The sequence below is a fragment of the Streptomyces sp. NBC_01261 genome, from assembly GCF_036226385.1.
Classification (GTDB): domain Bacteria; phylum Actinomycetota; class Actinomycetes; order Streptomycetales; family Streptomycetaceae; genus Streptomyces.
The window spans coordinates 5,484,967-5,509,848 of the sequence record NZ_CP108463.1 but is presented as its reverse complement, the minus strand read 5'-3'; the positions used below and the strand labels follow the sequence as shown (position 1 = coordinate 5,509,848).

Annotated in this window: 26 protein-coding genes; 22 read left to right on the top strand and 4 right to left on the bottom strand. The window is 71.4% G+C overall.

From position 1 onward, the window contains the following. Positions 1-45 precede the first annotated feature (45 nt). The 11 genes from OG226_RS24205 (at position 46) to OG226_RS24155 (ending at position 10,815) form a co-directional block, all read left to right on the top strand. Complete coding sequence (locus OG226_RS24205) at positions 46-357, top strand: hypothetical protein (protein WP_328680950.1); 312 nt, start codon at positions 46-48, stop codon at positions 355-357. A 423-nt stretch (positions 358-780) separates the two neighbouring features. Continuing rightward, positions 781-1,317, top strand: a complete 537-nt coding sequence (locus OG226_RS24200; RefSeq protein ID WP_328680948.1) for a DUF2617 family protein — start codon at positions 781-783, stop codon at positions 1,315-1,317. A 194-nt stretch (positions 1,318-1,511) separates the two neighbouring features. Then, entirely contained in the window at positions 1,512-3,107 is a 1,596-nt protein-coding gene (locus OG226_RS24195) for a polyamine aminopropyltransferase (RefSeq protein WP_328680946.1), read from the top strand. A gap of 145 nt (positions 3,108-3,252) precedes the next feature. Beyond that, a complete protein-coding gene (locus OG226_RS24190; protein ID WP_329350004.1) occupies positions 3,253-4,113 on the top strand; it encodes an SRPBCC family protein in 861 nt (286 codons plus the stop codon). A gap of 56 nt (positions 4,114-4,169) precedes the next feature. Then, a complete protein-coding gene (locus OG226_RS24185) occupies positions 4,170-4,958 on the top strand; it encodes an aldose epimerase family protein (RefSeq protein WP_328680942.1) in 789 nt (262 codons plus the stop codon). A 10-nt stretch (positions 4,959-4,968) separates the two neighbouring features. Continuing rightward, the gene (gene pyrE / locus OG226_RS24180) at positions 4,969-5,517 is read left to right on the top strand and encodes an orotate phosphoribosyltransferase (protein WP_328680939.1); all 549 of its coding nucleotides are present in this window, start codon (positions 4,969-4,971) and stop codon (positions 5,515-5,517) included. Positions 5,518-5,649: 132 nt separating this feature from the next. Next, the gene (fbaA, locus tag OG226_RS24175) at positions 5,650-6,681 is read left to right on the top strand and encodes a class II fructose-bisphosphate aldolase (RefSeq protein ID WP_328680938.1); all 1,032 of its coding nucleotides are present in this window, start codon (positions 5,650-5,652) and stop codon (positions 6,679-6,681) included. A gap of 59 nt (positions 6,682-6,740) precedes the next feature. Next, positions 6,741-8,216, top strand: a complete 1,476-nt coding sequence (locus OG226_RS24170; RefSeq protein ID WP_328680935.1) for an MFS transporter — start codon at positions 6,741-6,743, stop codon at positions 8,214-8,216. A 206-nt stretch (positions 8,217-8,422) separates the two neighbouring features. Beyond that, positions 8,423-9,232 (top strand): ABC transporter ATP-binding protein, encoded by an 810-nt coding sequence (locus tag OG226_RS24165; protein ID WP_329350003.1) that lies wholly within the window; start codon positions 8,423-8,425, stop codon positions 9,230-9,232. Further along, positions 9,229-9,990 carry an ABC transporter permease gene (locus OG226_RS24160; protein WP_329350002.1) on the top strand — a complete coding sequence of 254 codons (762 nt, stop codon included), beginning with the start codon at positions 9,229-9,231 and terminating at the stop codon, positions 9,988-9,990. Before OG226_RS24165 ends, OG226_RS24160 begins: the two co-directional genes overlap by 4 nt. A gap of 15 nt (positions 9,991-10,005) precedes the next feature. Next, positions 10,006-10,815 (top strand): MerR family transcriptional regulator, encoded by an 810-nt coding sequence (locus tag OG226_RS24155; RefSeq protein WP_329350001.1) that lies wholly within the window; start codon positions 10,006-10,008, stop codon positions 10,813-10,815. A 95-nt stretch (positions 10,816-10,910) separates the two neighbouring features. On the opposite strand, the gene OG226_RS24150 is transcribed toward OG226_RS24155, so the two are convergent. Both OG226_RS24150 and OG226_RS24145 read right to left on the bottom strand, forming a co-directional pair. Then, the gene (locus OG226_RS24150; protein WP_329350000.1) at positions 10,911-11,132 is read right to left on the bottom strand and encodes a DUF397 domain-containing protein; all 222 of its coding nucleotides are present in this window, start codon (positions 11,130-11,132) and stop codon (positions 10,911-10,913) included. Further along, positions 11,129-11,332 carry a Scr1 family TA system antitoxin-like transcriptional regulator gene (locus OG226_RS24145; RefSeq protein WP_328686407.1) on the bottom strand — a complete coding sequence of 68 codons (204 nt, stop codon included), beginning with the start codon at positions 11,330-11,332 and terminating at the stop codon, positions 11,129-11,131. Before OG226_RS24145 ends, OG226_RS24150 begins: the two co-directional genes overlap by 4 nt. Positions 11,333-11,717: 385 nt before the next feature. On the opposite strand from OG226_RS24145, the gene OG226_RS24140 reads away from it, so the two are divergent. The 3 genes from OG226_RS24140 (at position 11,718) to kynU (ending at position 14,316) form a co-directional block, all read left to right on the top strand. Continuing rightward, complete coding sequence (locus OG226_RS24140) at positions 11,718-12,131, top strand: DUF3151 domain-containing protein (protein WP_327402497.1); 414 nt, start codon at positions 11,718-11,720, stop codon at positions 12,129-12,131. A 153-nt stretch (positions 12,132-12,284) separates the two neighbouring features. Then, positions 12,285-13,124: a tryptophan 2,3-dioxygenase family protein gene (locus OG226_RS24135; protein WP_328680917.1), complete on the top strand. Its 840-nt coding sequence runs from the start codon at positions 12,285-12,287 to the stop codon at positions 13,122-13,124. Then, positions 13,117-14,316, top strand: coding sequence for a kynureninase (gene kynU, locus OG226_RS24130; protein WP_329349999.1), 1,200 nt, complete (start codon positions 13,117-13,119; stop codon positions 14,314-14,316). Before OG226_RS24135 ends, kynU begins: the two co-directional genes overlap by 8 nt. Before the next feature lie 15 nt (positions 14,317-14,331). On the opposite strand, the gene OG226_RS24125 is transcribed toward kynU, so the two are convergent. Then, on the bottom strand, positions 14,332-15,000 hold the full coding sequence (locus OG226_RS24125) for a TetR/AcrR family transcriptional regulator (protein WP_329349998.1): 669 nt from the start codon (positions 14,998-15,000) through the stop codon (positions 14,332-14,334). A gap of 240 nt (positions 15,001-15,240) precedes the next feature. Between OG226_RS24125 and OG226_RS24120 the strand changes: the two genes are divergently transcribed. The 8 genes from OG226_RS24120 to OG226_RS24085 all read left to right on the top strand — a co-directional run bounded on the left by OG226_RS24120 (position 15,241) and on the right by OG226_RS24085 (position 24,193). Then, complete coding sequence (locus tag OG226_RS24120; RefSeq protein ID WP_328680911.1) at positions 15,241-16,122, top strand: alpha/beta hydrolase; 882 nt, start codon at positions 15,241-15,243, stop codon at positions 16,120-16,122. 168 nt (positions 16,123-16,290) lie between these two features. Continuing rightward, complete coding sequence (locus tag OG226_RS24115; RefSeq protein ID WP_443067005.1) at positions 16,291-17,388, top strand: alpha/beta hydrolase; 1,098 nt, start codon at positions 16,291-16,293, stop codon at positions 17,386-17,388. Next, a complete protein-coding gene (locus OG226_RS24110) occupies positions 17,381-18,601 on the top strand; it encodes an acyltransferase family protein (RefSeq protein WP_329349996.1) in 1,221 nt (406 codons plus the stop codon). The genes OG226_RS24115 and OG226_RS24110 overlap by 8 nt, the downstream gene beginning before the upstream one ends. Positions 18,602-18,611: 10 nt before the next feature. Beyond that, complete coding sequence (locus tag OG226_RS24105; protein ID WP_329349995.1) at positions 18,612-19,982, top strand: sensor histidine kinase; 1,371 nt, start codon at positions 18,612-18,614, stop codon at positions 19,980-19,982. Further along, positions 19,979-20,656 carry a response regulator transcription factor gene (locus OG226_RS24100; protein ID WP_328680904.1) on the top strand — a complete coding sequence of 226 codons (678 nt, stop codon included), beginning with the start codon at positions 19,979-19,981 and terminating at the stop codon, positions 20,654-20,656. Before OG226_RS24105 ends, OG226_RS24100 begins: the two co-directional genes overlap by 4 nt. 146 nt (positions 20,657-20,802) lie before the next feature. Next, positions 20,803-22,173 carry a sensor histidine kinase gene (locus OG226_RS24095; protein ID WP_329349994.1) on the top strand — a complete coding sequence of 457 codons (1,371 nt, stop codon included), beginning with the start codon at positions 20,803-20,805 and terminating at the stop codon, positions 22,171-22,173. Next, positions 22,170-22,838, top strand: coding sequence for a response regulator transcription factor (locus OG226_RS24090; RefSeq protein WP_328680899.1), 669 nt, complete (start codon positions 22,170-22,172; stop codon positions 22,836-22,838). Before OG226_RS24095 ends, OG226_RS24090 begins: the two co-directional genes overlap by 4 nt. A gap of 131 nt (positions 22,839-22,969) precedes the next feature. Then, on the top strand, positions 22,970-24,193 hold the full coding sequence (locus OG226_RS24085; protein ID WP_329349993.1) for a cytochrome P450: 1,224 nt from the start codon (positions 22,970-22,972) through the stop codon (positions 24,191-24,193). Positions 24,194-24,241: 48 nt separating this feature from the next. Here OG226_RS24085 and OG226_RS24080 read toward each other — a convergent pair whose 3' ends face one another. Then, entirely contained in the window at positions 24,242-24,844 is a 603-nt protein-coding gene (locus OG226_RS24080; RefSeq protein WP_329349992.1) for a MarR family winged helix-turn-helix transcriptional regulator, read from the bottom strand. Positions 24,845-24,882 lie beyond the last annotated feature (38 nt).

The following is a 24,882-nucleotide window of genomic DNA, read 5'->3' as shown; positions in this document are numbered from 1 at the left end:
GCCCACGGGGGGCCGCTTCGGGGGAACTGGAAGGAGGGTGACGTCATGTTCTTCGGCATCATCCTGGCGGTCGTCGCAGTGGCGTTCGTAGGCGCGGTGGTCCGCGCCGGGCGCAAGGACAAGCTCAGCAAGGGATCGGGCCGTCGGGCCGGGTTCCACGGCGGCAGCGCCGCCGGTACGAGCAGCAGCTGGTGGGCGGGGGACGGGGGTTCGTCGTCCTCGGGCGGCCACTCCGGAGGGCACCACGGGGGCCACCACTCCTGCGGTGGCGGCGGGCACTCGTCCTGCGGGGGCGGCTCGTCGTGCGGCGGGGGGTCGTCCTGCGGGGGTGGGGGCGGCTGCGGCGGCGGCAACTGAGCCGGACACGGTGAACGGCCGGCCTGGACGCGGTGACCCGGTGAGCCGGACGCGCTGACAGCTGACACGGGGCAGCTGGGCAGCGCCGACGGGGATGGCACGGGGGGTCGGGGCGCCCGTCGGGAGACCGCTCCCGGCGGGCGCTCCGGCGCGCGCCTGACACGCCTGGGCGTACGCCTTGGTTGAACAGTTGAGCTGTGCAGCCCCCTGAGGGATGGAAACCCCACGAAGTTGGGTAAAAACGCTGTGGTGGCGCCACCGCTCATGATTCCCTCTAACACACCAACGCAGCCCCAACGCAGCCCCTCGGGCGCCTGCGGACACCTTCTCCTGACTGGGCCGACCGGGCCGATGTCCCGGTGTCGGCCGGGGTGTGCCGGACCCCACACCTCCCCTTTCTTTGCGTGCCAGCGGAGCCGATCCATGCTCACGACCCTGAAGACCTCCTACACCGATACGCGCGCGGCCGACCTCGCCTGGACCCTGGGGCGCGAGCCGCTTCCCGCCCTGGCCACGCTCGATCTCGAACTGGCCGGTGCGAAGCTCCAGTTGAGACTGCTCGGCGCGTCCCACCAGGTACTCCTGGACGAGGAGCGGGGCAATTGTTCGGAGACGGTCGCGTGCATCCCGGGCTCCAGCACACCGCTGCCGCTCGGGGTGGCCAAGCGGGTCGGCGACTGGGAGTACGAGTTCGCGGCCCGGGTCGAGGTGCTGTCCCCGGGGCAGTTCGCGGGCCGCGCCCAGGAACTCCTGGCCCTCGTCGCCGACCACCCCAACGGCCTGGCCGGGGTCTTCCCCGGCAGCCCGTACGCCTTCACCGCGATGCTCGCCCAGCGGCACGAGGGGCAGGTGCACTGGCGCACCTGGCACGCGTATCCGCAGGACGGGCAGCTGGTGGCGACGCGGACCCGGGTGGGGGTGCGGGTGCCGGCGGGGCACGCGGTGCCGTCGCCCGTATAGCCCGCATGGGCCGTATGGCCCGTATGAGCCCGTAGGCGGCCGGATGGGCCTGTGCGGGTCGGGACGGTGCCGGACGAGCCTGTGCGGCCGACACCGTCCCGGCTCGGTGTGTCGACACCAACTCCGGTCGCTGTAAACACATTCCACACGTGTGGGTGACGAAGCGTGCCCATCATGTGACGTAACGTCGCAGCGTGATCGAACCGCACGCGCCGGCCCGGCCGGGTACCCAGCCACCGTGGGCAGGCCCCGCGCGGCTGCCCGTACGCCCGGGCACGGGCCGGTTCCTGGTGCTCGCGGGTGTCTTCGTCTGCGCGGCCTGCGGACTCGTGTACGAACTCGAACTCGTCGCCCTCGCCTCGTACTTGATCGGCGACTCGGTCACCCAGGCGTCCGTCGTCCTCTCCGTGATGGTGTTCGCGATGGGCATCGGCTCGCTCGGCGCGAAACGGCTGCGCTGGCACGCGGCGGCCGGGTTCGGCGCGGTCGAGGCGGCCCTCGCGCTGATCGGCGGGTGCAGCGCGATGGCGTTGTACGCGGTCTTCGCCTGGACCGGGAACTGGGGCGGCCTGTGGGCCCAGGGCCCGCGCTGTCTCCTGGTCGCCTTCTCGCTCGCCATCGGGCTGCTGATCGGCGCGGAGGTCCCGCTGCTGATGGAGCTGATCCAGCGGATCCGCCGCCAGGACGCGGGCGGCGCGGTGGCGGACCTGTTCGCGGCGGACTACGTGGGCGCGCTGGTGGGCGGTCTGGCGTTCCCCTTCCTCCTCCTGCCCTTCCTGGGCCAGCTGACCGGCACGCTGCTCACCGGCACGGTCAACGTGGTCGCCGGCGGCTCCCTGGTCCTGGGCCTGTTCCGCCGCGACCTCTCCCGCCGGGGGCGCTGGCTCCTGGTCATCACCAACCTCACCGTCCTCGGCCTGCTCGCCTCCGCCGCCGTACTCGTCGACGACTTCGAACGGGCCGCACGGCACGCGGTCTACGGCAAGGACGTCCGGGTCGCGCTCCAGACCGACATCCAGGAGGTCGTCCTCACCGGCGGCGACCACGGCCGCCCCCTGGACCTCTTCCTCGACGGCCGCCTCAGGGTCAGCGGACGCGACGAGAACCGCTACCACGAGGCGCTCGTCGCCCCCGCGATGAACGGCCCCCACGCGCGCGTGCTCGTCCTCGGCGGCGGGGACGGCCTCGCGGCGCGGGAAGTGCTGCGCCACCGGGGCGTGCGCCGCGTCGACATCGTCGAACTCGACGCGGGCGTCGTCCGGTTGGCCCGCCACGACCCCGGCCTGTCCGCCCTCAACGGCCACGTCTACGACGACCCGCGCGTCCACGTCACCACGGGCGACCCCTTCGACCGGCTGCGCGCGGTGCGCCCGGGGTCGTACGACGTGGTGATCGCGGACCTCCCGGACCCCGGCATCACCGCCAGCACGAAGCTGTACTCCCAGGAGTTCTACGGCCTCGCGCGCCGCGCCCTCACGGAGCGGGGGCGGCTGGTCGTGCACGCCGGTCCCGTCTCCTCCCGGCGCCATGTCTTCTGGACGGTGGTCTCGACGGTTCGCGCGGCCGGGCTCCACCCCGTCCCGTACCGGGTGGGGGGCCGTGCCTCGGGGTTCGCGGCGGGCCCGGACCGTACGACGGGCACGTCCCGGGCGCCGCGCGACTGGGGGTTCGTGCTGGCGGCGCGGGGGGCGGTGCCCGCGGAGCCGGGGCTGGCGAGCGAGGAACGGTCGGCGGAGCGGACCCGGGTGCCGGGGCTGGCGGCTTCCACGTTGGTGCATCCGCGGTACTGAGGTCCTGTGTGCGGGAGGTCCTGTGCGCGGGCGGGACGCCTGCTCTTCGGCGCGGGCCGGCATCATCCGGCGCCCGCATCAACACGCCGGGACTTCCGGGCAACGGCAGGTGTACCCCCGGTCAACCTAGGTAGGCTCGGCAAGCATGGAGCATGAGGTGCACGTTCCGGTTCCCGCCGAGCGACTGCGGGGCGCACTCGCGGACCCCGCCCGGGTCGCCCGCGCCGTCCCCGGCTTCCAGCAGGACGCCGGTACCGAACCCGTCGCCGGACGCCTGAAGGTCCGCGTCGGCAGCCACTCCATCACCTACCGGGGTTCCGTGCGCGTCTGTGCGCAGGACGACGGTACGTACGCCGTGGAGGGCGACGCCACCGAGGCCCGCGGCACCGGTTCCGTGAAACTCGCGCTCACGTTGCGCGTCCGTGAATCCGACGGCGGCTGCACCCTCGTCCTCGACGGTACGGCGACGGCGGACGGCCGGATCACCGAACTGGCGCCGGACGCGGTGCGGACGGCGACGACCAGGCTGCTGGACCGGTTCGCGGAGAACCTGGGGGCGGAAGCGGAAGCGGATGGGGAGCTGGAGGAACCGGGGGCGGCCGAACTCACCGATCCCACCGCGATGTTCGAGACACTCGCGACCGAGATCCCGGCTCCGCCCACGGGCTCGTCGGCCGACGAGCCCGATGAAATCGACAGCGACGACGTCGATGACATCGACGAACCCGTGGCCGGCATCGGCGGCCTGGACGAACCCGAACCGCACGTCTCCGAGACCTTCGCCGACACCCCCGTACCCCCCGCCGAGGCCGCGCACGCGCGCCGCACGATGATCGGCCGCAGCGCGGAGGAGGTCGACCACGCACCCCCGCGCGGCCGTTACGCCCCCGTCCCCGCCCCGCAGACCGTGTCGGCGAACGCCACCCTCCGCTGGGCGGCCCCGGCCGCTGCGGTGATCGTGGCCTCGGCGATCGTGGTCAACAGGGTGTTGCGCAAACGCCGTTGACGCTTCGCCGAACGCCCTCTTGATCGGACCGCTGATCCGACCAGTAGGGTCGTGCCGTGAGTAACGAAGAGATCACGCTGACCGCGGGCGACGCGGAAGTGACGGTGCAGCCGGGCAACGGCGGCCGTATCGGAGGGCTCCGCGTCGGCGGCACCGAACTCCTGCGCCAGGGCGAGCGGTTCGGGTGCTTCCCGATGGTCCCCTGGTGCGGCCGGATCCGCGACGGCCGCTTCCTCGACGGCGGCACCGTCCGCCAGATGCCGCTCAACTCCCCGCCGCACGCCATCCACGGCACCGTCCGCGACGGCGCCTGGCGCACCGCCCGCAGGTCGGCCGACGAGGCGGTCATCACGTACGACCTGGTCGAGCCCTGGCCCCACCCGGGCCGCGTCACCCAGGTCGTCGCGCTGACCGGGGACGCCCTGACGCTCACGATGGCGGTGGAGGCGTACGACGACTCGTTCCCGGCGCAGATCGGCTGGCACCCGTGGTTCCACCGCAACCTCGGCGGCGAGGACGTGACCGTCGACTTCAGCCCCGCCTGGCAGGAGGAGCGCGGCGACGACCACCTGCCCACCGGCAAGCGCGTCGACCGTGGGCCGGGCCCCTGGGACGACTGTTTCGGTATGCCGGGCGGCGTCGACGTCACGCTGACCTGGCCGGGCCAGCTGGAGCTGAAGGTGACGAGCCCGGAGGAGTGGGTCGTCGTCTACGACGAGCAGGAGGCCGCCGTGTGCGTGGAACCGCAGACCGGCCCGCCGAACGGCCTGAACACCCTGCCCCGGCTGGTCACCCCGATCGAGCCGCTGGAAGCCACGATGACCTGGGCGTGGACCCGCCTCTAAGCTGGGCGGCATGACGGACGTACGCGGCGTGGTGCTGCAGCAGATCAAGGACAAGGCCGTGGTGCACGGCAAGGTGACCCTGTCGTCGGGGCTGGAGGCGGACTACTACATCGACCTCCGCCGCGTCACCCTCGACGGCGAGGCCGCCCCGCTCGTCGGGCAGGTGCTGCTGGACCTGACCGCGGACCTGGACTTCGACGCGGTCGGCGGGCTGACCATGGGCGCCGACCCGGTCGCCACGTCGATGCTGCACGCCGCCGCCGCGCGTGGGCGGAGGCTGGACGCCTTCGTCGTGCGCAAGGCCGCGAAGGCGCACGGTATGCAGCGCCAGGTGGAGGGCCCCGAGATCAAGGGCCGCCGGGTCCTGGTCGTCGAGGACACCTCCACCACCGGCGACTCCCCGCTCACCGCGGTCGAGGCCGTGCGCGCGGCCGGTGCCGAGGTCGTCGGCGTCGCGACGATCGTGGACCGGGCGACCGGCGCCGCCGAGAAGATCGAGGCGGGTGCGGGAGTGCCGTATCTCTTCGCCTACTCCAAGGACGAACTGGGCCTGGACTGACCGCCCACTCTTAGCATCCGGCCCCGTCTGGAAAGATGGGCGCGACGATGACGTCGCACCCAAGGTCTAGGTCAGGGCCGTAGCACGCAGATCGCGAAGATCGCCAACCCGCACATACCAAGGAGCGGACAGATGCCCATCGCAACCCCCGAGGTCTACAACGAGATGCTCGACCGGGCGAAGGCAGGCAAGTTCGCCTACCCGGCCATCAATGTGACCTCGACCCAGACCCTGCACGCTGCGCTGCGCGGCTTCGCGGAGGCCGAGAGCGACGGCATCGTCCAGATCTCCACGGGTGGCGCCGAGTTCCTGGGCGGCCAGTACGCCAAGGAGATGGTCACGGGTTCCGTGGCCCTGGCCGAGTTCGCGCACATCGTCGCCGAGAAGTACCCGGTCACGGTCGCGCTGCACACCGACCACTGCCCCAAGGACAAGCTCGACGGCTACGTCCGTCCGCTGATCGCCGTCTCCGAGGAGCGCGTGAAGGCCGGCGGCAACCCGCTGTTCCAGTCGCACATGTGGGACGGCTCGGCGGAGACCCTCGCCGACAACCTCGCCATCGCGCAGGAGCTGCTGGCCCGCGCCGCCGCCGCGAAGATCATCCTTGAGGTGGAGATCACCCCGACCGGCGGCGAGGAGGACGGTGTCTCGCACGAGATCAACGACTCCCTCTACACCACGGTCGAGGACGCGATCCGTACGGTCGAGGCGCTCGGCCTCGGCGAGAAGGGCCGTTACCTGCTGGCCGCGTCCTTCGGCAACGTGCACGGCGTGTACAAGCCGGGCAACGTCGTGCTCCGCCCCGACCTGCTCAAGGAGCTGAACGAGGGCGTGGCCGCGAAGTACGGTCAGCCGGCCGGCAGCAAGCCGTTCAACTTCGTCTTCCACGGCGGCTCCGGCTCCAGCGCGGAGGAGATCGCCACCGCGCTGGAGAACGGCGTCGTGAAGATGAACCTCGACACCGACACCCAGTACGCGTTCACGCGCCCGATCGCGGACCACATGTTCCGCAACTACGACGGTGTCCTGAAGGTCGACGGCGAGGTCGGCTCGAAGAAGACCTACGACCCGCGCACCTGGGGCAAGCTCGCCGAGGCGTCGATGGCGGCCCGCGTCACCGAGGCGTGCGCGAACCTGCGCTCCACGGGCACGAAGATCAAGTAACCAATACGGTGTGCTGCGAGCCCGGTGCCACGGCACCGGGCTCGTTGTATACCTGGGTCATGTCCTCCGACGTCCGGCTCGCCTCGCCCCAGGGCAAGTGGATCCTGCTGACCACGGTGCTCGGCTCCAGCATGGCCATGGTGGACTCCACCGTCGTCAACGTCGCCCTGCCCCGCATCGGCCGCGATCTCGACGCCGACCTGGCCGCCCTTCAGTGGACGGTCAACGCGTACATGCTGACGCTGGCGGGCCTGATCCTCCTCGGCGGTTCGCTCGGCGACCGCTACGGCCGCCGCAAGATCTTCGTCCTGGGTGTGGTGTGGTTCGCGGTGGCGTCGCTGCTGTGCGGACTCGCCCCGAACGTGGGTGTCCTGGTCGCCGCCCGAGCGCTCCAGGGGATCGGCGGCGCGCTCCTGACTCCCGGCTCCCTCGCCCTGATCCAGGCCTCCTTCCACCCCGGGGACCGGGCCAAGGCGGTCGGCCTGTGGTCCGGCTTCGGCGGCATCGGCGCGGCGATCGGCCCGTTCCTGGGCGGCTGGCTGGTGGACGGCCCCGGCTGGCGCTGGGTGTTCCTGATCAATGTCCCCATGGCCCTGATCTGCGCCCCCATCGCCGTCCGCCACGTTCCCGAGTCCGCGGACGGCCGCAAGCACGGCCGCTTCGACGTCCTCGGCGCGGCACTGGGCGCCGTGTCGCTCGCGCTCGTGACGTACGCCCTGATCGAGGCGCGCAACGGCTCGCTGGTGGTCGTACTGACCGCCCTGGCCGGTGTGGCGGCAGGCATCGCCTTCGTTCACGTCGAGAAGCGCAGCGCCGACCCGATGATGCCGCCGGGTATCTTCGCCTCGCGCCAGTTCACGGCGGTCAACCTCGTCACCCTCTGCGTCTACGCGGCCTTCGGCGGCTTCTTCTTCCTCACCGCGCTCCAACTCCAGGTAGTGGCGGGCTACTCGGCGCTCCAGGCCGGCACGGCACTGCTCCCGACGACCGCCCTGATGCTCCTGTTCTCGGCCCGCTCGGGCGAACTGGCCCAGCGCATCGGCCCCCGCATCCCGCTCACGGTCGGCCCGCTGCTCTGCGCGACGGCGATGCTGCTGATGCTGCGGGTCGGCCCGGACGCCTCCTACCTCGTCGACGTGGTACCGGCCCTCCTGGTGATGGGCACCGGGATGGTCACCCTCGTCGCACCGCTCACGGCCACGGTCCTCGCCTCCGTCGACACCGCCCGCGCGGGCCTGGCCAGCGGCATCAACAACGCGGCGGCCCGCGCGGCCGGCCTCATCGCGGTAGCCGCCCTGCCCCTGCTGGCGGGCATGGGCCCGGACGCGTACCGCTCGGCCTCCGCCTTCGACCATGCCTTCGACCGGGCGATGCTGTGGTGCGCGGGGGTGCTGGTGGTGGGGTCGGTCCTGGCCTACGCGACCGTCCGCCGCCCGGCCCCGGACTGCCGCCGCCCGGAGTGCCTCACGCACGGCTGGGTGACGGCTCCGCCGCTGGAGCCGCGGGCGGGGAAGGGGCGTCTGGACGCCGGGTAGGTGTGAGCGGCTCCAGGCCTCATCCCCTTCGGCGCTCCCCACCTGCGCGCCTGGGCGACCTTGCGGGAGTCGGCGCTGTACAGGTACGCCGACCATCGCCCGTCGGGAAAGCGGGCTTGACCTTGACGCAGGGTCAACCCTCCATCCTTCCGGCAGGAGCTTCCTCGCACTCGCCTGGAACAGCTCCGCGAAGGAGGCGGATGACCATGACGGCCCAGACAATCGCCGGTCCGGCGATGCGTGTGCGGGGTCTGGAGAAGTCGTACGGGAAGCTCGAAGTGCTGCGCGGTGTGGACTTCGACGTGGCGCCGGGCAGCATCTTCGCCCTGCTCGGCTCCAACGGGGCGGGCAAGACCACGACGGTGAGGATCCTCGCCACGCTCCTGCAGGCCGACGCGGGGACGGCGACCGTCCATGGCTTCGACGTCGCCGCCCAACCGGCGGACGTGCGGGAATCCATCAGTCTCACCGGGCAGTTCGCGGCCGTCGACGAGATCCTCAGCGGTCGGGAGAACCTCGCCCTCGTCGCCAGACTGCGCCACCTCAAGGACCCCGGCGCGATAGCGGACGACCTGCTGAGGCGTTTCTCGCTGAGCGAGGCGGGCGCGCGGAGGGTGTCCACGTATTCGGGTGGGATGCGCCGCCGGCTGGACATCGCGATGAGCCTCGTCGGGAACTCGCCGGTGATCTTCCTGGATGAGCCGACGGCCGGACTCGACCCCGAGGCGCGCATCGAAGTATGGGACGCGGTCAAGGAGTTGGCAGGCCAGGGAACGACGGTGCTGCTCACCACGCAGTACCTGGAGGAGGCCGAGCAACTGGCCGACCGGATCGCGATCCTCCGCCGGGGGCGGATCATCGTGAACGGCACCCTCGCCGAGCTCAAGCGGCTCTTTCCGCCGGCCAAGGTCGAGTACGTCGAGAAGCAGCCGACTCTGGAGGAGATCTTCCTCGCGGTCATCGGCGGCGACGACACGAGCGATGCCGGCGGCGCGACCACGGGAGGACAACGATGACCGCGTACTTCTTCAGCGACACCGCCGCGCTCACCGGGCGGACCCTGCGCCATGTCACCCGCAGCTTGGACACCATCATCACGACCGCCATCACGCCGGTCGCCATGATGCTGATGTTCGTCTACGTGTTCGGCGGCGCCATTGACACCGGGTCGGTCTCGTACGTGAAGTACATGCTGCCCGGCATCCTGCTCATGACCATCGCGTCGGGCGTCTCCTACACCGCGTACCGGCTGTTCACCGATGTGAAGAGCGGGATCTTCGAGCGGTTCCAGTCCATGCCGATCGCACGGTCGGGTGTGCTGTGGGCCCACGTCGTCACTTCTCTGGTCGCCAACCTGATCGCGCTCGTGCTCGTCGTGGGCGTCGCCGTGCTCATGGGCTTCCGGACGGGGGCGGGAGTGTCGTCATGGCTCGCGATCACCGGCATCCTGTTCCTGTTCACCCTGGCGCTCACCTGGCTCGCCGTGATCCCCGGGCTCTCCGCGTCGTCGGTCGAGGGAGCGGGCGCGTTCGCCTACCCGCTCATCTTCCTGCCGTTCGTCAGCTCGGCGTTCGTGCCCACGAAGACGATGCCCGGCCCGGTGCGCTGGTTCGCCGAGCACCAGCCGGTGACGTCGATCGTCGACACGATCCGTGCTCTGTTCACAGGGCAGCCGGTCGGCGACGACATCTGGATCGCGCTCGCGTGGTGTGGGGGCATCCTCGTCGTGGCGTACGTCTTCGCGATGGCCGCCTATCGCCGGAAGATCGCCTGAGGCAGGCTGAGACCCATGCTCACCATCAGCCAGCTGGCGGCGTACGCCGGGGTGACGGTACGGGCGGTACGCCACTACCACCATGTCGGGCTGCTGCCGGAGCCCGAGCGCGACCGGTCCGGGTACCGGACCTACGATGCCGCCGCGGTCGTGCGACTGATCCGGATCCGCACCCTGGCCGATGCCGGCGTACCGCTGGCCAGGGTGCAGGAACTCCTCGACGCCGGCCCGGAGGAGTTCGCCGGGGGTGTCCAGGAGATCGACAAGGATCTGCGCGCCGAGATCGGGCGTCTGCGGGACACCCGCAGACGGCTCGCCCGGCTCGCTGCAGGGGAGCACCTGGCGCTGCCGCAGAGCGTCGTGGGCTACCTCGACCGGCTGCGCGGTCTCGGCGTCGGGGAGCGGTACATCGAGCTGGAGCGGGATGCCTGGATCATGATCGCCGCGCAGGTGCCGGACCTGATCGACTCCGTGATCGCCAAGAAGCACGAGGAGCTGGACGACCCCGACATGGTGAAGTTCTACGGCTTCCTCACCGGGGAGCTCGACTGGTCGGCCGACGATCCACGAACCGTCGAGATCGCCGACATCCTGGAGCGCCTGATGATTCGCGCCGTGGAGGCCGGCGAGGTGGGTGACGACGGCTTCGACGATCAGTTCGTCGCCCTGATGGACTCGACCATGCTTGAGTCCGCTCCGGGCGCCGAACTGGTGCTGGCGATTCTGAAGGAGCGCGGCTGGAGCGGCTGGACCCGCATCGAGCGAGTCCCCGCCGACCGACTCGACACGCAGCTGCCGCCAACGGGAGGCGACGCTCTCACCTAGGCGGGGGCCGCCGCAGGACAGTTCACCGCGACCACACGCGCGGCCAAGCTCGCCGACTGGCATGCCGGCAGGGCATGTTGAACATGGCTTGCGCGTCACAGCCGGCCGGTGACGACACCCTTCCGGGAGGCGGTCCACTCCGAGGCGGTGAAGCGCAGGGCGGCTCGGCCGGGGTCCTTGGAGTCGCGAACGGCTCTTCCTCCGGCCGGGAGTTGGGCTATCTCGACGCAGTCGTGCTCCGCGCCGCCGGCAGAGGCCTTCCGCCATATCGCCTCGGTGAGGTCGTACGCGTACAGCTCAGCCTTGAGGTGACTCACTTCCGGTGGCCCTCTTCCAGCTCGGCGATTCTCGCGAGCGAGTCCTCCACCGGAAGGGCCGTTGCACGGATGCGTTCAAAGGCTTTGGCGAAGGGGGTCGCATCGTCGCCCTCAACGTACGTCGCGCCGCCGAGGTTCTCCAAGAGGACTACGGAAGGCATGGGCGCTGGAAAGCCGGTGAGGGTGAAGCAGTTCCCGATGACCGCAAGGAGGCACTCCCGTGCAGCCCGCGTCGATCCCTACGCTCATCCCGCACCCCACCCCCGGCTACTACCTCCGCCCCCGCCCCCAGGGTTTCGCCGCCCACATCAACGCCTCACCCCAAAACCTGCGCGCCGTAAGGGCGTTGACCCGCGACGAACTCCTCGGCCACGGCATCGCGGTGAACGTGCATGATCCGGACCACGGCGTGCTGCCGACGCGGCGGGCGATCGCACTCGACAGCGCGGAGGCGGCATGGACACCGAACCTCTTGCCCTCTTGCCGTCGTCACTCACGACGATCCAGGAGCCACCTCTTGTCGAAGCGAGTCGACGTGCGGACGGGATGCCAGGCAATCCCCGCCCCTGGGGGAGACTGGAACCCATGACGATTCACGAGAACCTCCTCGGGGGACCGCCCCCGACCCACCTCCCCGAAGACCCCGGGCCGCGCGACCTCCTCGCGAGCGGTGCGACGCCCGCCGATGTCGCCGCGAAGTACCCGACCTCCTCGCTGGCCTGGGCGCTGCTGGCCGACGACGCGTTCGAGCGCGGCAGTGTCGTGGAGTCGTACGCCTATGCCCGTACGGGCTACCACCGCGGGCTGGACTCGCTGCGCCGGAGCGGCTGGAAGGGGCACGGCCCCGTCCCCTGGGAGCACGAGCCGAACCGTGGGTTCCTGCGCGCCCTGCACGCCCTCGCCCGTGCGGCGCAGGCGATCGGGGAGCAGGAGGAGTACGCGCGGTGCAGCCAGTTCCTGAAGGACTCCTCGCCCACGGCGGCCCAGACGCTCGGCTAGTCCGGGGACGTTGATGCAGGTCCGCCTGGTGTGACCAGGCGGACCTTGCGGACTCGGGGGACGATTGGGGAGGATGCCCGTTGGGGACCGGGGCCACCGTGTCGACAACGGCAGGGGCGGACCGCTACCCGGAGTACGCATCAGGAGACAGCGATGTCCCAACCGGCTCAGGAACCTCAGGAGCCCGAGGCCCCGCATCTCGACTTTCAGGGGACGACCCCCTACGAGGACTACGTCCAGGCCGACGTCCTCACCCACCTCCAGCACACCCGCTCCGACGACCCCGGCGAGATGGTCTTCCTGGTCACCACCCAGGTCATGGAGCTGTGGTTCACCGTCATCGTCCACGAGTGGGAGACCGCCGCGCGGGCCCTGCGCGAGGACCGGGTGCCGGTCGCGATCGACGCGCTGAAGCGTTCCGTACGGGAACTCGACGCGCTCAACGCCTCCTGGCGGCCCCTCGGCCAGCTCACCCCGGCCCAGTTCAACTCCTACCGCGCCGCCCTCGGCGAGGGCTCCGGCTTCCAGTCCGCGATGTACCGCCGCATGGAGTTCCTCCTCGGCGAGAAGTCCGCGTCCATGCTCGTCCCGCACCGCGGAGCGCCGCGCGTGCACGCCGAGCTGGAGAAGGCCCTGCACGAACCGAGCCTCTACGACGAGGTGTTGGGGCTTCTCGACCGGCGCGGGCACGCGGTCCCCGAGGCCGTACTGACGCGTGACGTGACGCTGCGGTACGAGCCGTCGGACGCGGTCGAGCAGGTGTGGACCGCCCTCTACTCCGGTGCCGCCGACGACGAACTCGCCCGGCTCGGCGAGGCGTTGACCGATGTCGCCGAACTCGTCTGGCGATGGCGCAACGACCATCTCGTCGCCACCCGGCGCGCGATGGGCGCGAAGACCGGGACCGGCGGCTCCGCGGGCGTGGCCTGGCTGGAGAAGCGCGCGCAGAAGAACGTGTTCCCCGAGCTGTGGACGGCGCGATCCCATGTCTGAACTCGCTCTGAAGGCCGAGAAGTTGGACGCCGGTGACGAACTGGCCGGTGTGCGCGCGCAGTTCGTCCTCGATGACGTTGTCTACCTCGACGGGAACTCGCTCGGCGCGCTGCCGGTCGGTGTTCCCGGGCGGGTCGAGGACGTCGTCCGGCGTCAGTGGGGCGAGCTGCGTATCCGCTCCTGGGACGAGAGCGGCTGGTGGACCGCGCCCGAGCGGATCGGCGACCGGATCGCTCCGCTGGTCGGGGCGGCGGCCGGGCAGATCGTGGTCGGCGACTCCACAAGTGTCAATGTCTTCAAGGCACTTGTGGCGGCGGTGCGGATGACGGCCGGCTCGGGGCGGGACGAGATCGTCGTCGACGCCACGACCTTTCCCACGGACGGGTACATCGCCGAGTCGGCGGCCCGGATGACCGGGTGCACGCTGCGGCCGGTGGCCCCGGCCGAGGTGCCGGGCGCGCTCGGCGACCGTACGGCGGCGGTGCTCCTCAACCACGTCGACTACCGCACCGGGCGGCTGCACGACCTGCCCGCGCTCACGGCCGCGGTGCACGCGGCGGGTGCGGTGGTCGTCTGGGACCTGTGCCACAGCGCGGGCGCCCTGCCGGTCGGGCTGGACGAGCACGGGGTCGACCTGGCGGTCGGCTGCACCTACAAGTACCTGAACGGCGGCCCGGGTTCACCCGCGTACCTCTATGTGCGCCGGGAGTTGCAGGACCGCTTCGACTCGCCGCTCCCCGGCTGGAACTCGCACGCCGAGCCCTTCGGTATGCGCTCCGCGTACGAACCGGCCGCCGGAGCCCTGCGCGGTCGTGTGGGTACGCCGGACATCCTGTCCATGCTCGCCCTCGAAGCGGCCCTTGAGGTGTGGGACGGCGACGGCGACGGTGTCTCGATCGAGGCGGTGCGGGCCAAGTCCCTTGCCCTGACGGACTTCTTCCTGGAGTGCGTGGCGTCGTACGTGCCCGACGGGCGGGTGGAGTCGGTGACTCCGGTGGCCCACGCGGAGCGCGGCAGCCAGGTCGCGCTGCGGTGTGCGGACGCCGGGGACGTGATGAAACGGCTGATCGAGCGGGGCGTGGTCGGCGACTTCCGGCATCCGGACGTGCTGCGGTTCGGATTCACGCCGTTGTACGTCGGGTTCGGGGACGTGGAGCGGGCGGCCCGGACGCTGGGAGACGTGGTCCGCTAGAAGCTGTACCTCGATCTAACCGCCGTAGGGAATGCGAGCGGTTAGATCGCCGGAGAGGCCGATGACGTACACCCCTGCCACGGCGGCGGCCTGCGCGGCGCGCGCGGCGCGCTCCGCGGCGGGGGTGTCCGGGGCGGTCCCGGTGGTCAGCAACTCGTAGTAGAGGGGCGCCGATACGGCCCGTACGACCTGAGAGGGATCGGTACCGGTGGGCAACTCCCCACGCGCCACGGCCTGTTCGACACAGGGCGTCCACTCGGCGACCCGTACCTCGTAGAAGTGGCGCAGGGCCTCTGCCGTACGGGCGTCGCAGGTCGCGGCGGCGATGACGGCGCGGAACAGGGCACCCTGTCGGGGATCGGCGAGGGTGCCCTGCACGAGCAGGGCGTTGGCGCGCAGGTCGCCGAGCAGGGAACCCGTCTCCTCGCGCGGCAGCGACTGTTCGGCCATGTCGACGAGGAGGTCCGCGACCAGCGCGGTCACCGAACCCCAGCGCCGGTACACCGTGGTCTTGCCGACCTCCGCCCGCCGGGCGACGTCCGAGAGGTCGAGCCGGTCGACGCCCTGCTCGGCCAGCACGTCACCCGCGGCCCGCAGCACCGCCGTACGCACACGTGCCGTGCGGCCACCGGGGCGCAGGGTGCCGGGCTCGGGGTCGGGTTCGGGGTCGGGTTCGGCAGACATGATGGGCTCCTGGGGGTGCTGACGAGGTGCCGTGACGGGCACGGCGTCAGCGTAACGAAACAGCAGAACCGTTTAACCCTCACCGAGCGTGACATCCGCGTGTCCGCGCACGTCACCGGCCTGATAGCGTCCCGCCAACGGCCGCAACCTTCCCCAGGTCCGCCACATCCGAACCGTCCAAATCCTCCCCCAGTGCCGAAAGCCTGGGAGGTACCCCCATCGTCGCTGAGAGGTTGGAGCATGCCGGACGCCGCAGCCGCACGTGCCGCCGCAGAAGAGGAGTCGGCCTTCTCGCATCCCGCCGTCGACCCCGACAGCACCGCCGCGTACGGCGAGCACCCCGACCAGGTGATCGACTTCTACGCCCCGCGCGGCGAACGTATGCCGGGCGAGGCTCCACCCCTGGTCGTAGTACTGCACGGGGGCGCGTGGCGCGCCCCGTACGACCGCCGCCACATCACCCCGTTCGCGGACTTCCTGGCGCGACGGGGGTTCGCGGTGGCCAACGTCGAGTACCGGCGGGGCGCGGCCCTGCCCGCGCAGGGCGGGACGAGTCCGGTCGCGGGACGCTGGCCGGACACCTTCGACGACGTCGCGGCGGCGCTGGACGCGCTCCCCGCGCTCGTACGGGAGGCACTGCCGCAGTCCGATCCGCGCCGCACGGTGATCACCGGGCACTCCGCGGGCGGCCACCTCGCCCTCTGGGCCGCGGCCCGGCACGTCCTCCCGAAGGACGCCCCCTGGCGCACCGACGCCCCCGCCGCGCTGCGCGGCGTCGTCGCCCTCGCCCCGATCGCCGACTTCACGGTCGCCGAGAAGCTCGCGGTGTGCGGCGGAGCGGCCGGTCAACTCCTGGGCGGAGAAGCCAAGTTCGCCGAGCGCCTGCCGTACGCGGACCCGTCGCTCCTCCTCCCCACCGGCATCGCGACCACCCTGGTCCAGGGCCGCGCCGACATCGACGTCCCCCAGGCGGTCGCCGAGTCCTACGCGGACGCGGCGGCGAAGTCGGGCGAGGTCGTCGGCCTCACGCTGCTGGAGGACGTCGGCCACTTCCCGCTGATCGACCCGGCGGCGGACGCGTGCGCGGTGGTGGCGGAGGAGATCGCCCAGCTGGCGTGGTGAGCGACCGGGGGCGTGGTGGGTGACCGGGCGGGTGGCTGCCGGTTGTCGGTCGGCCGTCCCGGTCATACCCGTAGTACCTGAGAGCTACGGCGCGGGTGAGCTCTCTGGCGTGACGCGGACGACGACCTCGGATCCGTAGTTTTCCTTCCGGATGATCCAGCCCGACAACTGGGCGGACCGGGAGGGGAGACCGGGATGGGTGCGGGGGCGGGGCTCGACACAGGGCTCGATACGGGGGCGGCCGAGGCGGCAACTGCCGGGCTGAGTAAGGAAGTCGACGAGGTGTCCGGGCCGCGGGCGGGTAGGCGTCGCCGTGCTGGCGGATGGCGTCGCGCCCTTCTCGCCGCGTTCGTCACCGGGGCCGTCGTGATCCCCCTCTCGGCCGCGGCGCAGCCGGAGATCCCCGCGCCCGCGCCCGCCGCTCTCGCCCCGCTCGCACCGGCCACGCTGGACGAGGCGTACGCGGCGAACCGGGCCAACGCCGGTGAGGCGTCCCGGATGGCCGCCGCCGACGGCGACGACCGTCGTGCCGCGGTGGACCACGCGATGGCCGGCCCGGACCGGACCTTCCTCGCCTTCGACGGCCGGGGCGAGGGCCAAGCGACCGAAGTCTTCGGCGACTTGGCGCACGCCGACCGCGTGGCCGTCCTGGTCCCGGGCTCCGACACCACGCTCGACACGTACGACCGCTTCCGCGCGACCGCGCTCGACCTGCACCGCCAACTGACCCGCGAAGCCCCCAACTCCCGTACGGCGGTGGTGTCCTGGCTCGGCTACCGGACCCCGCGCACGGTGAGCACTACGGTCCTGACGGCGGGCAGAGCGGACCAAGCGGCCCCGCACCTGCGGGAGTTCATACGGCAACTGCACGCCGTCACCGGCCGCGCGGCGCACATCACGCTGGTGTGCCACTCCTACGGCACGGTGGTCTGCGGCCGAGCCGCCCCCGGCCTGGCCGTGTCCGACATCGCCCTGATCGGCAGCCCCGGTACGGGAGTCGACTCCGCCGCCGACCTGCGCACCCCGGCCCGAATCTGGGCGGGTCGCGGTGCCGACGACTGGGTCGGAGGTGTGCCGCACGTCAGCGCGGACCTGTTCGGCACGACCGTCGGTTTCGGCACCGACCCGGTGTCCCCGGCGTTCGGCGCCCATGTCTTCGCGGCCGGCGACGTCGGCCACAGCGACTACTTCACCCCGGGCACGGCCTCCCTGGCCAACCTCGCCCGGATCGTCCTGGGCGAGACCTCGGAGGTGACCCATGCGTGAGCGGACTCTGGGCAGTACGACGGGCGGGACCGGGATACGGCGGGGTCTGCACGGCATACGGCACGCTGCCGCCCGCGTCGACACCACGACCCCGCCCGACCGGGACCGCGCTGTGGACGCCCTGCGCGCCCTCGCGATCCTCGGTGTCGTCCTGGGCCACTGGCTGGTGACGGCCCTGGTCGCGGACGGCGGCACCTTGCACACGGCGAGCCCGTTGCAGCACATGCCGTGGCTGGCGCCCATCTCCTGGGTGTTCCAGACGCTGGCGGTGTTCTTCCTGGTGGGCGGCCATGTGGCGACCCGGGGTTACGCCTCCGCCCGGGCCCGGGGCACCACGTACGGGCAATGGCTGACCGCCCGGCTGGCCCGGCTGTTCAGGCCGGCTGCCGCGCTCCTCGCCCTGTGGACGGTGACGGCGATCGCGTTGCTCGTGTCCGGCGCGGACTTCGAGACGGTGCGCACCCTGGTCAAGCTGGCGCTGTCGCCGATGTGGTTCCTGCTCGTGTTCGCGGGCCTGACGGCGGCCACGCCCCTGGTGACCCGGCTGAACCCGCTGTGGCCGCTGGCCGTCGTACTGCATGTGGACCTGATCCGTTTCGGACTCGGCGGCCCGTCCTGGCTCGGCTGGGTGAATGTGGCGGCCGGCTGGCTCGTGCCCTACACCCTGGGCGCGGCCTGGACCCGGGGCGAGTTGGACCGCGCGAGGGCGGGCTGGGTCCTGCTGGCGGGCGGTACGGCGGCGACCGCGGTGCTCGTCCTCCGGGCGGGCTACCCGGCGTCGATGGTCGGCGTCCCCGGCACCACGATCTCCAACCTGGACCCGCCGACCCTGGCCGCCGTCACCTTCGGCCTGGCCCAGTGCGGCCTCGCCCTGCTCCTCCGCGACCGGCTACGCCGCACGATGCGCCGTCCGCTCGCCTGGTCGGCGGTGGCCCTGGTCAACCTCTCCGCGATGACGGTCTTCCTCTGGCACCAGACCGCCCTGATGGCCACCACGGCCTCGCTCCTCCCCGCGGGCCACCTTCCCGGCCTGCACACCCGCCCCGACGACCTGACCTGGGTCGCGGCCCGAGTCGCCTGGCTCCCGGTGTTCGCCCTGGCCCTGACGACCTGCTGGACGGCGTTCCGTACGTACGAGCAGGACGTGCGCCCGAACCCGGTCGGCACCGGTTTCCGTACCCGCCTCCGAGCGAAGTCCCCTCACCGTGCCTAGGGTTGACCGGATGACCGCAGTCGCCGACGGTGCCGAGACCCCGCCCACCGTGCCCACGCTGTTCCCCGGACACCGCCGACTGCGTCACGTCACGTACGCCCTCGTCTCCCTCACCGCTCTGGGTCTCTCCCTGTCCGGCACGGACGAGATGATGCGCGAGTACGAACTGGGCGTACCCCTGGGCTTGTTGGCGGGCTTCGGGCAGGGCGTCGCCCTGGTCCTCGCCCTGCGTCGCCCGTTCCCTGCCTGGACGCTGTCCCTGACCACCGCGGCCGTCACGGCACTGGCCGCGCGTTCCGCCCTGGACCCCCGTCCCGCCCTGCACCACGGCCCGTACCCCGGCCCCGACTGGCCCTGGACCACCACCGAAGTCACCGTCCAGGCCGTCGTACTCCTGCTGCTGGCGCTGCGCGTACCCGCCCGCAGAGCCCTCGCCGCGCTGGCCGCGACCGGGCTGACGACGTTCGTCATCCAGGGGGTGCTCGGCGCCCAGAGCTACTCCTCGACGGGCACGGTCGCGATGGCCGTCTGCGCCGTGGCCGTCCTCGTCGGCACCGCCCTGCGCGGTCGCAGCGAGGCCCGTACCCAGCTCGTCGAGCAGGTGACGATCACGGAGGAGGAGCGGCACCACCGCACCCTCCTGGAGGAGCGCAGCCGTATCGCCCGCGAACTGCACGACGTGGTCGCGCACCACATGTCGGTGATCTCCATCCAGGCCCAAGTGGCGCCCCACCTGGTCGAGAACCCGTCGGACGAGCTCAGGGAGAACCTCGACGGCATCCGGCAGAACGCCCTCCAAGCCCTCGCCGAACTGCGCCGGGTCCTGGGCGTGCTCCGCGCGGAGAACCCGGACTACCCGGAGGACCCGTACGCCATCGCCGCCCCCGGCACCGGAGCCGCCCCCCACTCCCCGCAGCCGACATTGGACCGGCTCGACGCCCTGATGGCGAACACCAGGGCCGCCGGCCTCGACGTACACAGCGACATCAGGGGCGAGGCGCGCCCGCTGGCGCCCGGCGTGGAACTGTCGGCGTACCGGATCATCCAGGAGGCGCTCAGCAACGCGCTGCGTCACGCGCCCGGTTCCACGGTCGCCGTCGAGGTCACCCATCTTCCCGAGGGGTTGCAGCTGACGGTCACCAACTCCCGCCCGCGGCAAGCCGTCCAGCCCTCCCCGGGCGCCGGTCACGGCCTGCTCGGCATGCGGGAACGCGCGTCGATGCTCGGCGGACACCTGACCGCGACGAGAACACTCCACGGCGGCTTCGCGATCGTCGCGTTCCTGCCCCGGGACGGCGTCGCACTCCCCGACGAACCCGTCGACCCCGACCAACTCCCCGTCCCCGAGATCATCTTCCCGACAGGAGACGAGAACCCATGACGAGCGGCACCATCCGCGTACTGATCGCCGACGACCAGCAGATGGTCCGGCAGGGCTTCACCGTGCTGCTCAACGCCCAGCCCGGCATAGAGGTGGTCGGCCAGGCGGTCGACGGCCTGGACGCGGTGACCAAGGTCGCCGAACTCACCCCGGACGTCGTCCTCATGGACATCCGCATGCCCGAACTCGGCGGCATCGAGGCGACCCGTCTCATCACCGTCGCGACCCCGCAGATCAAGGTGCTGGTGCTCACCACCTTCGACCTCGACGAGTACGTGTACGAGGCACTGCGCGCCGGTGCCTCCGGCTTCCTCCTGAAGGACGCGTCCGCCGACCAACTGGCCGAGGCGGTACGGGTGGTGGCGGCCGGTGACGCGCTGCTCGCGCCCGGTGTCACCCGCCGGCTGATCGCCGAGTTCTCCCGGCTGAACGGCACCCCGCGCACCCCGCTGAAGTCACGCGTCGGCGACCTCACCGAGCGCGAGACGGAGGTCCTCGCACTCATCGCGCAGGGCCTGTCGAACGCGGAGATCGCCGAGCACCTCGTCGTCGCCGAACAGACCGTGAAGACCCATGTCGGCCGCATCCTGGTGAAGTTGGGGCTGCGGGACCGTACACAGGCGGCGGTGTTCGCCTACGAGTCGGGGCTGGTCCGGCCGGGCGGTGGCCGCTGAAGCCACGGCGTCGACGGCGACCACGGCAGCCACCCAAGCCGCTGAAGCCGGCCCGTCAGGCATACCCGTAGTACTTGAGACGGACGGCCCAGGACCCTTCTCACAGGTGACGACGGCTACCCGCCCCGCCGCCTACCGTTTTGAACGTGACCGAGACGACCCAGCAGTTGCCGCCAGGCGCCGCCCCCAAGCCGCGCAGCCCGGAGTTCAGGCTGGCCGCGGACGCCCTGCGCGGGCTGCGGCACGACCTGCTCCACGACGCCTTCGCCTACCACCCGCTGCCCCGCTCCACCGCCGACGGCCCGCTCACCCGGCGCCTCAAGGGGCGGCAGCGGGAGTACGCGACCTGGAGCCCGCACGCCCTGATCATCGCGGCCGGCCTGCTCGCGATGTTCATCGCCTCGGACAACGCGATCCGCGGCGCGAGCACCAACACGATCCTTGCGCTGCTCGCCCTGCTGCCGGTGCTGCTGACCATGGTGCGGCCGGTCGGCGCGTTCTGGCTGTCCATGGTCGCCACCCCGGTCGCCACAATACTGGCGAACGAGTGGGACGACTCGTGGCCGTGGCTGGCCGGCAGTTTTGCCTGTCATCTGTTCGTGCTGACGATCGTGGCCCTACGCACCCGGCCGCGCACCGCCGCCTGGATGTGGGCACTGACGGCGGTCTACGGCTTCATCGCCGGCAACATCTCCGACGGCCGCGATTTCCGCTCCGACACGGCGGAGGTGCTGTTCAGCTCCGCGCTGGTCCTGCTCGGCGTCGCGGTCTGGCAGATACGCCGGGAGGCCCGGCAGGAGGTGACCGCGCAGCTGACGGTCACGGCCCACGAGCGGTCCCGGCGCACGCTGCTGGAGGAGCGCACGACGATCGCCCGCGAGCTGCACGACGTGGTCGCCCACCACATGTCGGTGGTCGCCATCCAGGCGGAGGCCGCGCCCTACCGCGTGGAGAACCCGCCGCCGGAGCTGGAGCGCGCGTTCGTCACGATCCGGGAGAACGCGGTGGCGGCCCTGACCGAGCTGCGCCGGGTCCTGGGCGTGGTCCGCGCGGAGGACTACGAGGCACCCGACGCCCCGCAGCCCACCCTCGCCGACATGGACGCGTTGCTCGCCAACGTGCGCGACGCCGGCCTGAGCGTCGACAAGGGCGTGACGGGGGCGGTGCGTGAACTCCCGCAGGGCGTCGAGCTGTCGGCGTACCGGATAGTGCAGGAGGCGTTGAGCAACACCCTGCGGCACGCGCCCGGTGCGAGTGCCCGGGTCGAGATCGGTTACGTGCTGGGCGGGCTGGGCCTGCGGATAGTCAACGGCCCGATGCCCGAGCCGAGCCTGGTGAAGCCCTCACCGGGTGCGGGGCACGGCATCACGGGGATGCGGGAGCGGGTGTCCATGCTGAACGGCGAGATGACGGCGGCCCCGGCGGACGACGGCGGCTACGAGGTGACCGTGTTCCTGCCGGTACCGAGTGCGAGCGAACCGGTGCCGGGTGCGAGGGAAGGGGAAGGGGACGCATGACGATCCGCGTACTGATCGCGGACGACCAGATGATGGTGCGCGAGGGCTTCTCCGTCCTGTTGGGCGCGATGCCGGACATCGAGGTCGTCGGCGAGGCGGTGAACGGGCGCGACGCGGTCGAGCGGGTGCGTGAACTGGCCCCGGACGTCGTGCTGATGGACATCCGGATGCCGGAGATGAACGGCATCGAGGCGACCAGGGAGATCGTCGCGGCGGACGGTGCGGCGAAGGTGCTCGTGCTCACCACGTTCGACCTCGACGAGTACGTCTACCAGGCGCTGCGGGCGGGAGCCTCCGGGTTCCTCCTCAAGGACGCCTCGGCACGTCAACTCGCCGACGGGGTACGGGTGGTGGCGGCCGGCGAGGCGCTGCTCGCGCCCTCCGTCACCAAGCGGCTGATCACGGAGTTCTCGAAGCTGTCCGAGACACCCCGTCTGATGTCGGCCGCGCAGCACGGGGCGTACGGGGATCTGACCGAGCGGGAGACGGAGGTGCTGGTCCTCATCGCGCAGGGGCTGTCGAACGGGGAGATCGCCGAGCGGCTGGTGGTCGCCGAGTCGACGATCAAGACCCATGTCAGCCGGGTCCTGGTGAAGCTGGGGCTGCGGGACCGTACACAGGCGGCGGTGTTCGCGTACGAGGCGAGGCTGGTGAGACCGGGTTAGGGACAGACTCCCGTCGGTCCGGGCGGGGGGCGGGTGCACCCTCCTGCGATGTTCACCACAAGTCCACAGGGCGGTGGACGACACTCAAGACACCCCTGGTCAGAAGGTCGCCCAAGGGTTAGCGTCCGTTCATGGCAGCTGCTGACGACCTCGCCTTCGACCCCTGGGACCCGGCGTTCGTGTCCGACCCGTACCCCGCCTACGCCGAACTGCGCGACCGGGGCCGGGTCACCTACTACGAGCCGACGGACCAGTGGCTGGTCCCCCGCCACGCGGACGTCTCGGCACTCCTCCGCGACCGCCGCCTCGGCCGCACCTACCAACACCGCTTCACCCACGAGGACTTCGGCCGTACGGCACCCCCGCCCGAGCACGAGCCCTTCCACACCCTCAACGACCACGGCATGCTCGACCTGGAGCCCCCGGACCACACCCGCATCCGGCGCCTGGTCTCGAAGGCGTTCACCCCGCGCACGGTCGAGCAGCTGAGGCCGTACGTCAGCCGGTTGGCGGGCGAACTGGTGGACGCCCTGGTGGCGAAGGGCGGCGGCGACCTCCTCACGGACGTGGCGGAGCCGCTCCCCGTCGCGGTGATCGCCGAGATGCTGGGCATCCCGGAGTCGGACCGCGCCCCGCTGCGCCCCTGGTCGGCGGACATCTGCGGAATGTACGAACTGAGCCCGTCCGAGGACACGGCGGCGAAGGCGGTCCGGGCGTCGAACGAGTTCTCGTCGTATCTACGCGAGTTGATCGCGGCCCGCCGCAAGAACCCGGGCGACGACCTCATCTCCGGCATGATCGCGGCCCACGACGAGGACGACGACCGCCTCACCGAGCAGGAGCTGATCTCCACCGCCGTCCTCCTGCTGAACGCGGGCCACGAGGCGACGGTGAACTCCACGGTGAACGGCTGGTGGGCGCTGTTCCGCAACCCGGACCAGCTGGCGACCCTCCGCGCGGACCACTCCCTGATCCCGTCCGCGGTCGAGGAGTTGATGCGCTACGACACCCCGCTCCAGCTCTTCGAGCGGTGGGTGCTGGACGAGATCGAGATCGACGGTACGACGATTCCGCGCGGCGCGGAGCTCGCGATGCTGTTCGGCGCGGCCAACCACGACCCGGCGGTCTTCACCGACCCCGACCGGCTGGACCTCACCCGCGCGGACAACCCGCACATCAGCTTCAGCGCGGGCATCCACTACTGCATCGGCGCACCCCTGGCCCGCATCGAACTCGCCGCCTCCATGGGGGCGTTGCTGGAGAAGGCCCCGACCCTGCGACTGGCGGCGGAGCCGGAACGCAAGCCGAACTTCGTGATCCGGGGACTGGAGGGGCTGAGCGTCGAGGTGGGGTGACAGCCCCTCGTGCAGCCCGAGTCGACCCCCGTACAGCCCGAGTCGTACCTACGTCGCCGCCCCGCCCCGGGGTCCCCGGACCTGCCGGCCGCCCGTCCGGGTGGGGCCGGTGGCGGGCGTTTCCCGCAATCGCTCGACGTGCTGCCGCTGGACGTCGCGGGAGAAGGTCAGGTAGTCGATGACCACTTCCAGCTGCTCGGGGGTGTAACGGCCGAACACCTTCCGCCCGGCGTCGTCGAGGAACGGCCCGATCAGCCCGAAGGCGCGCTGAGCCGCCTCCGGGGTGACCCGGATCAGGGTCTTGCGCCGGTCGTCGGGGTGCGGCGTGCGGGTGAGATAGGTGAGTTTCTCCAGCCGGTCGAGCATCGTGGTGACGCTCCCGGTGGTCAGGCCCAGCTGCCGGCTCAGCTCACGCGGGGTGATCTCCGCGACCGCGAAAAGGATCTCCAGGCAGCGCAGATCGGTCTCGTTGACCCCCATGAGCCGGGCCAGCTCGCGGTCGAAGTCGTCGACGGCGCTCTGGTAGGCCTGCACGGCCGCGCCCAGCCGCGCTTCGACCGACCCCGACCCCGAGCCCGACCCCGGCCCCGACCCCGACCCCGACCCCGAGCCGGTGTCCGAGCCCGCCTCCGGCTCCGTTCCGCTTGACATTCGAGATATCTCCCTGCATCGTAACTATCGGTTATTAA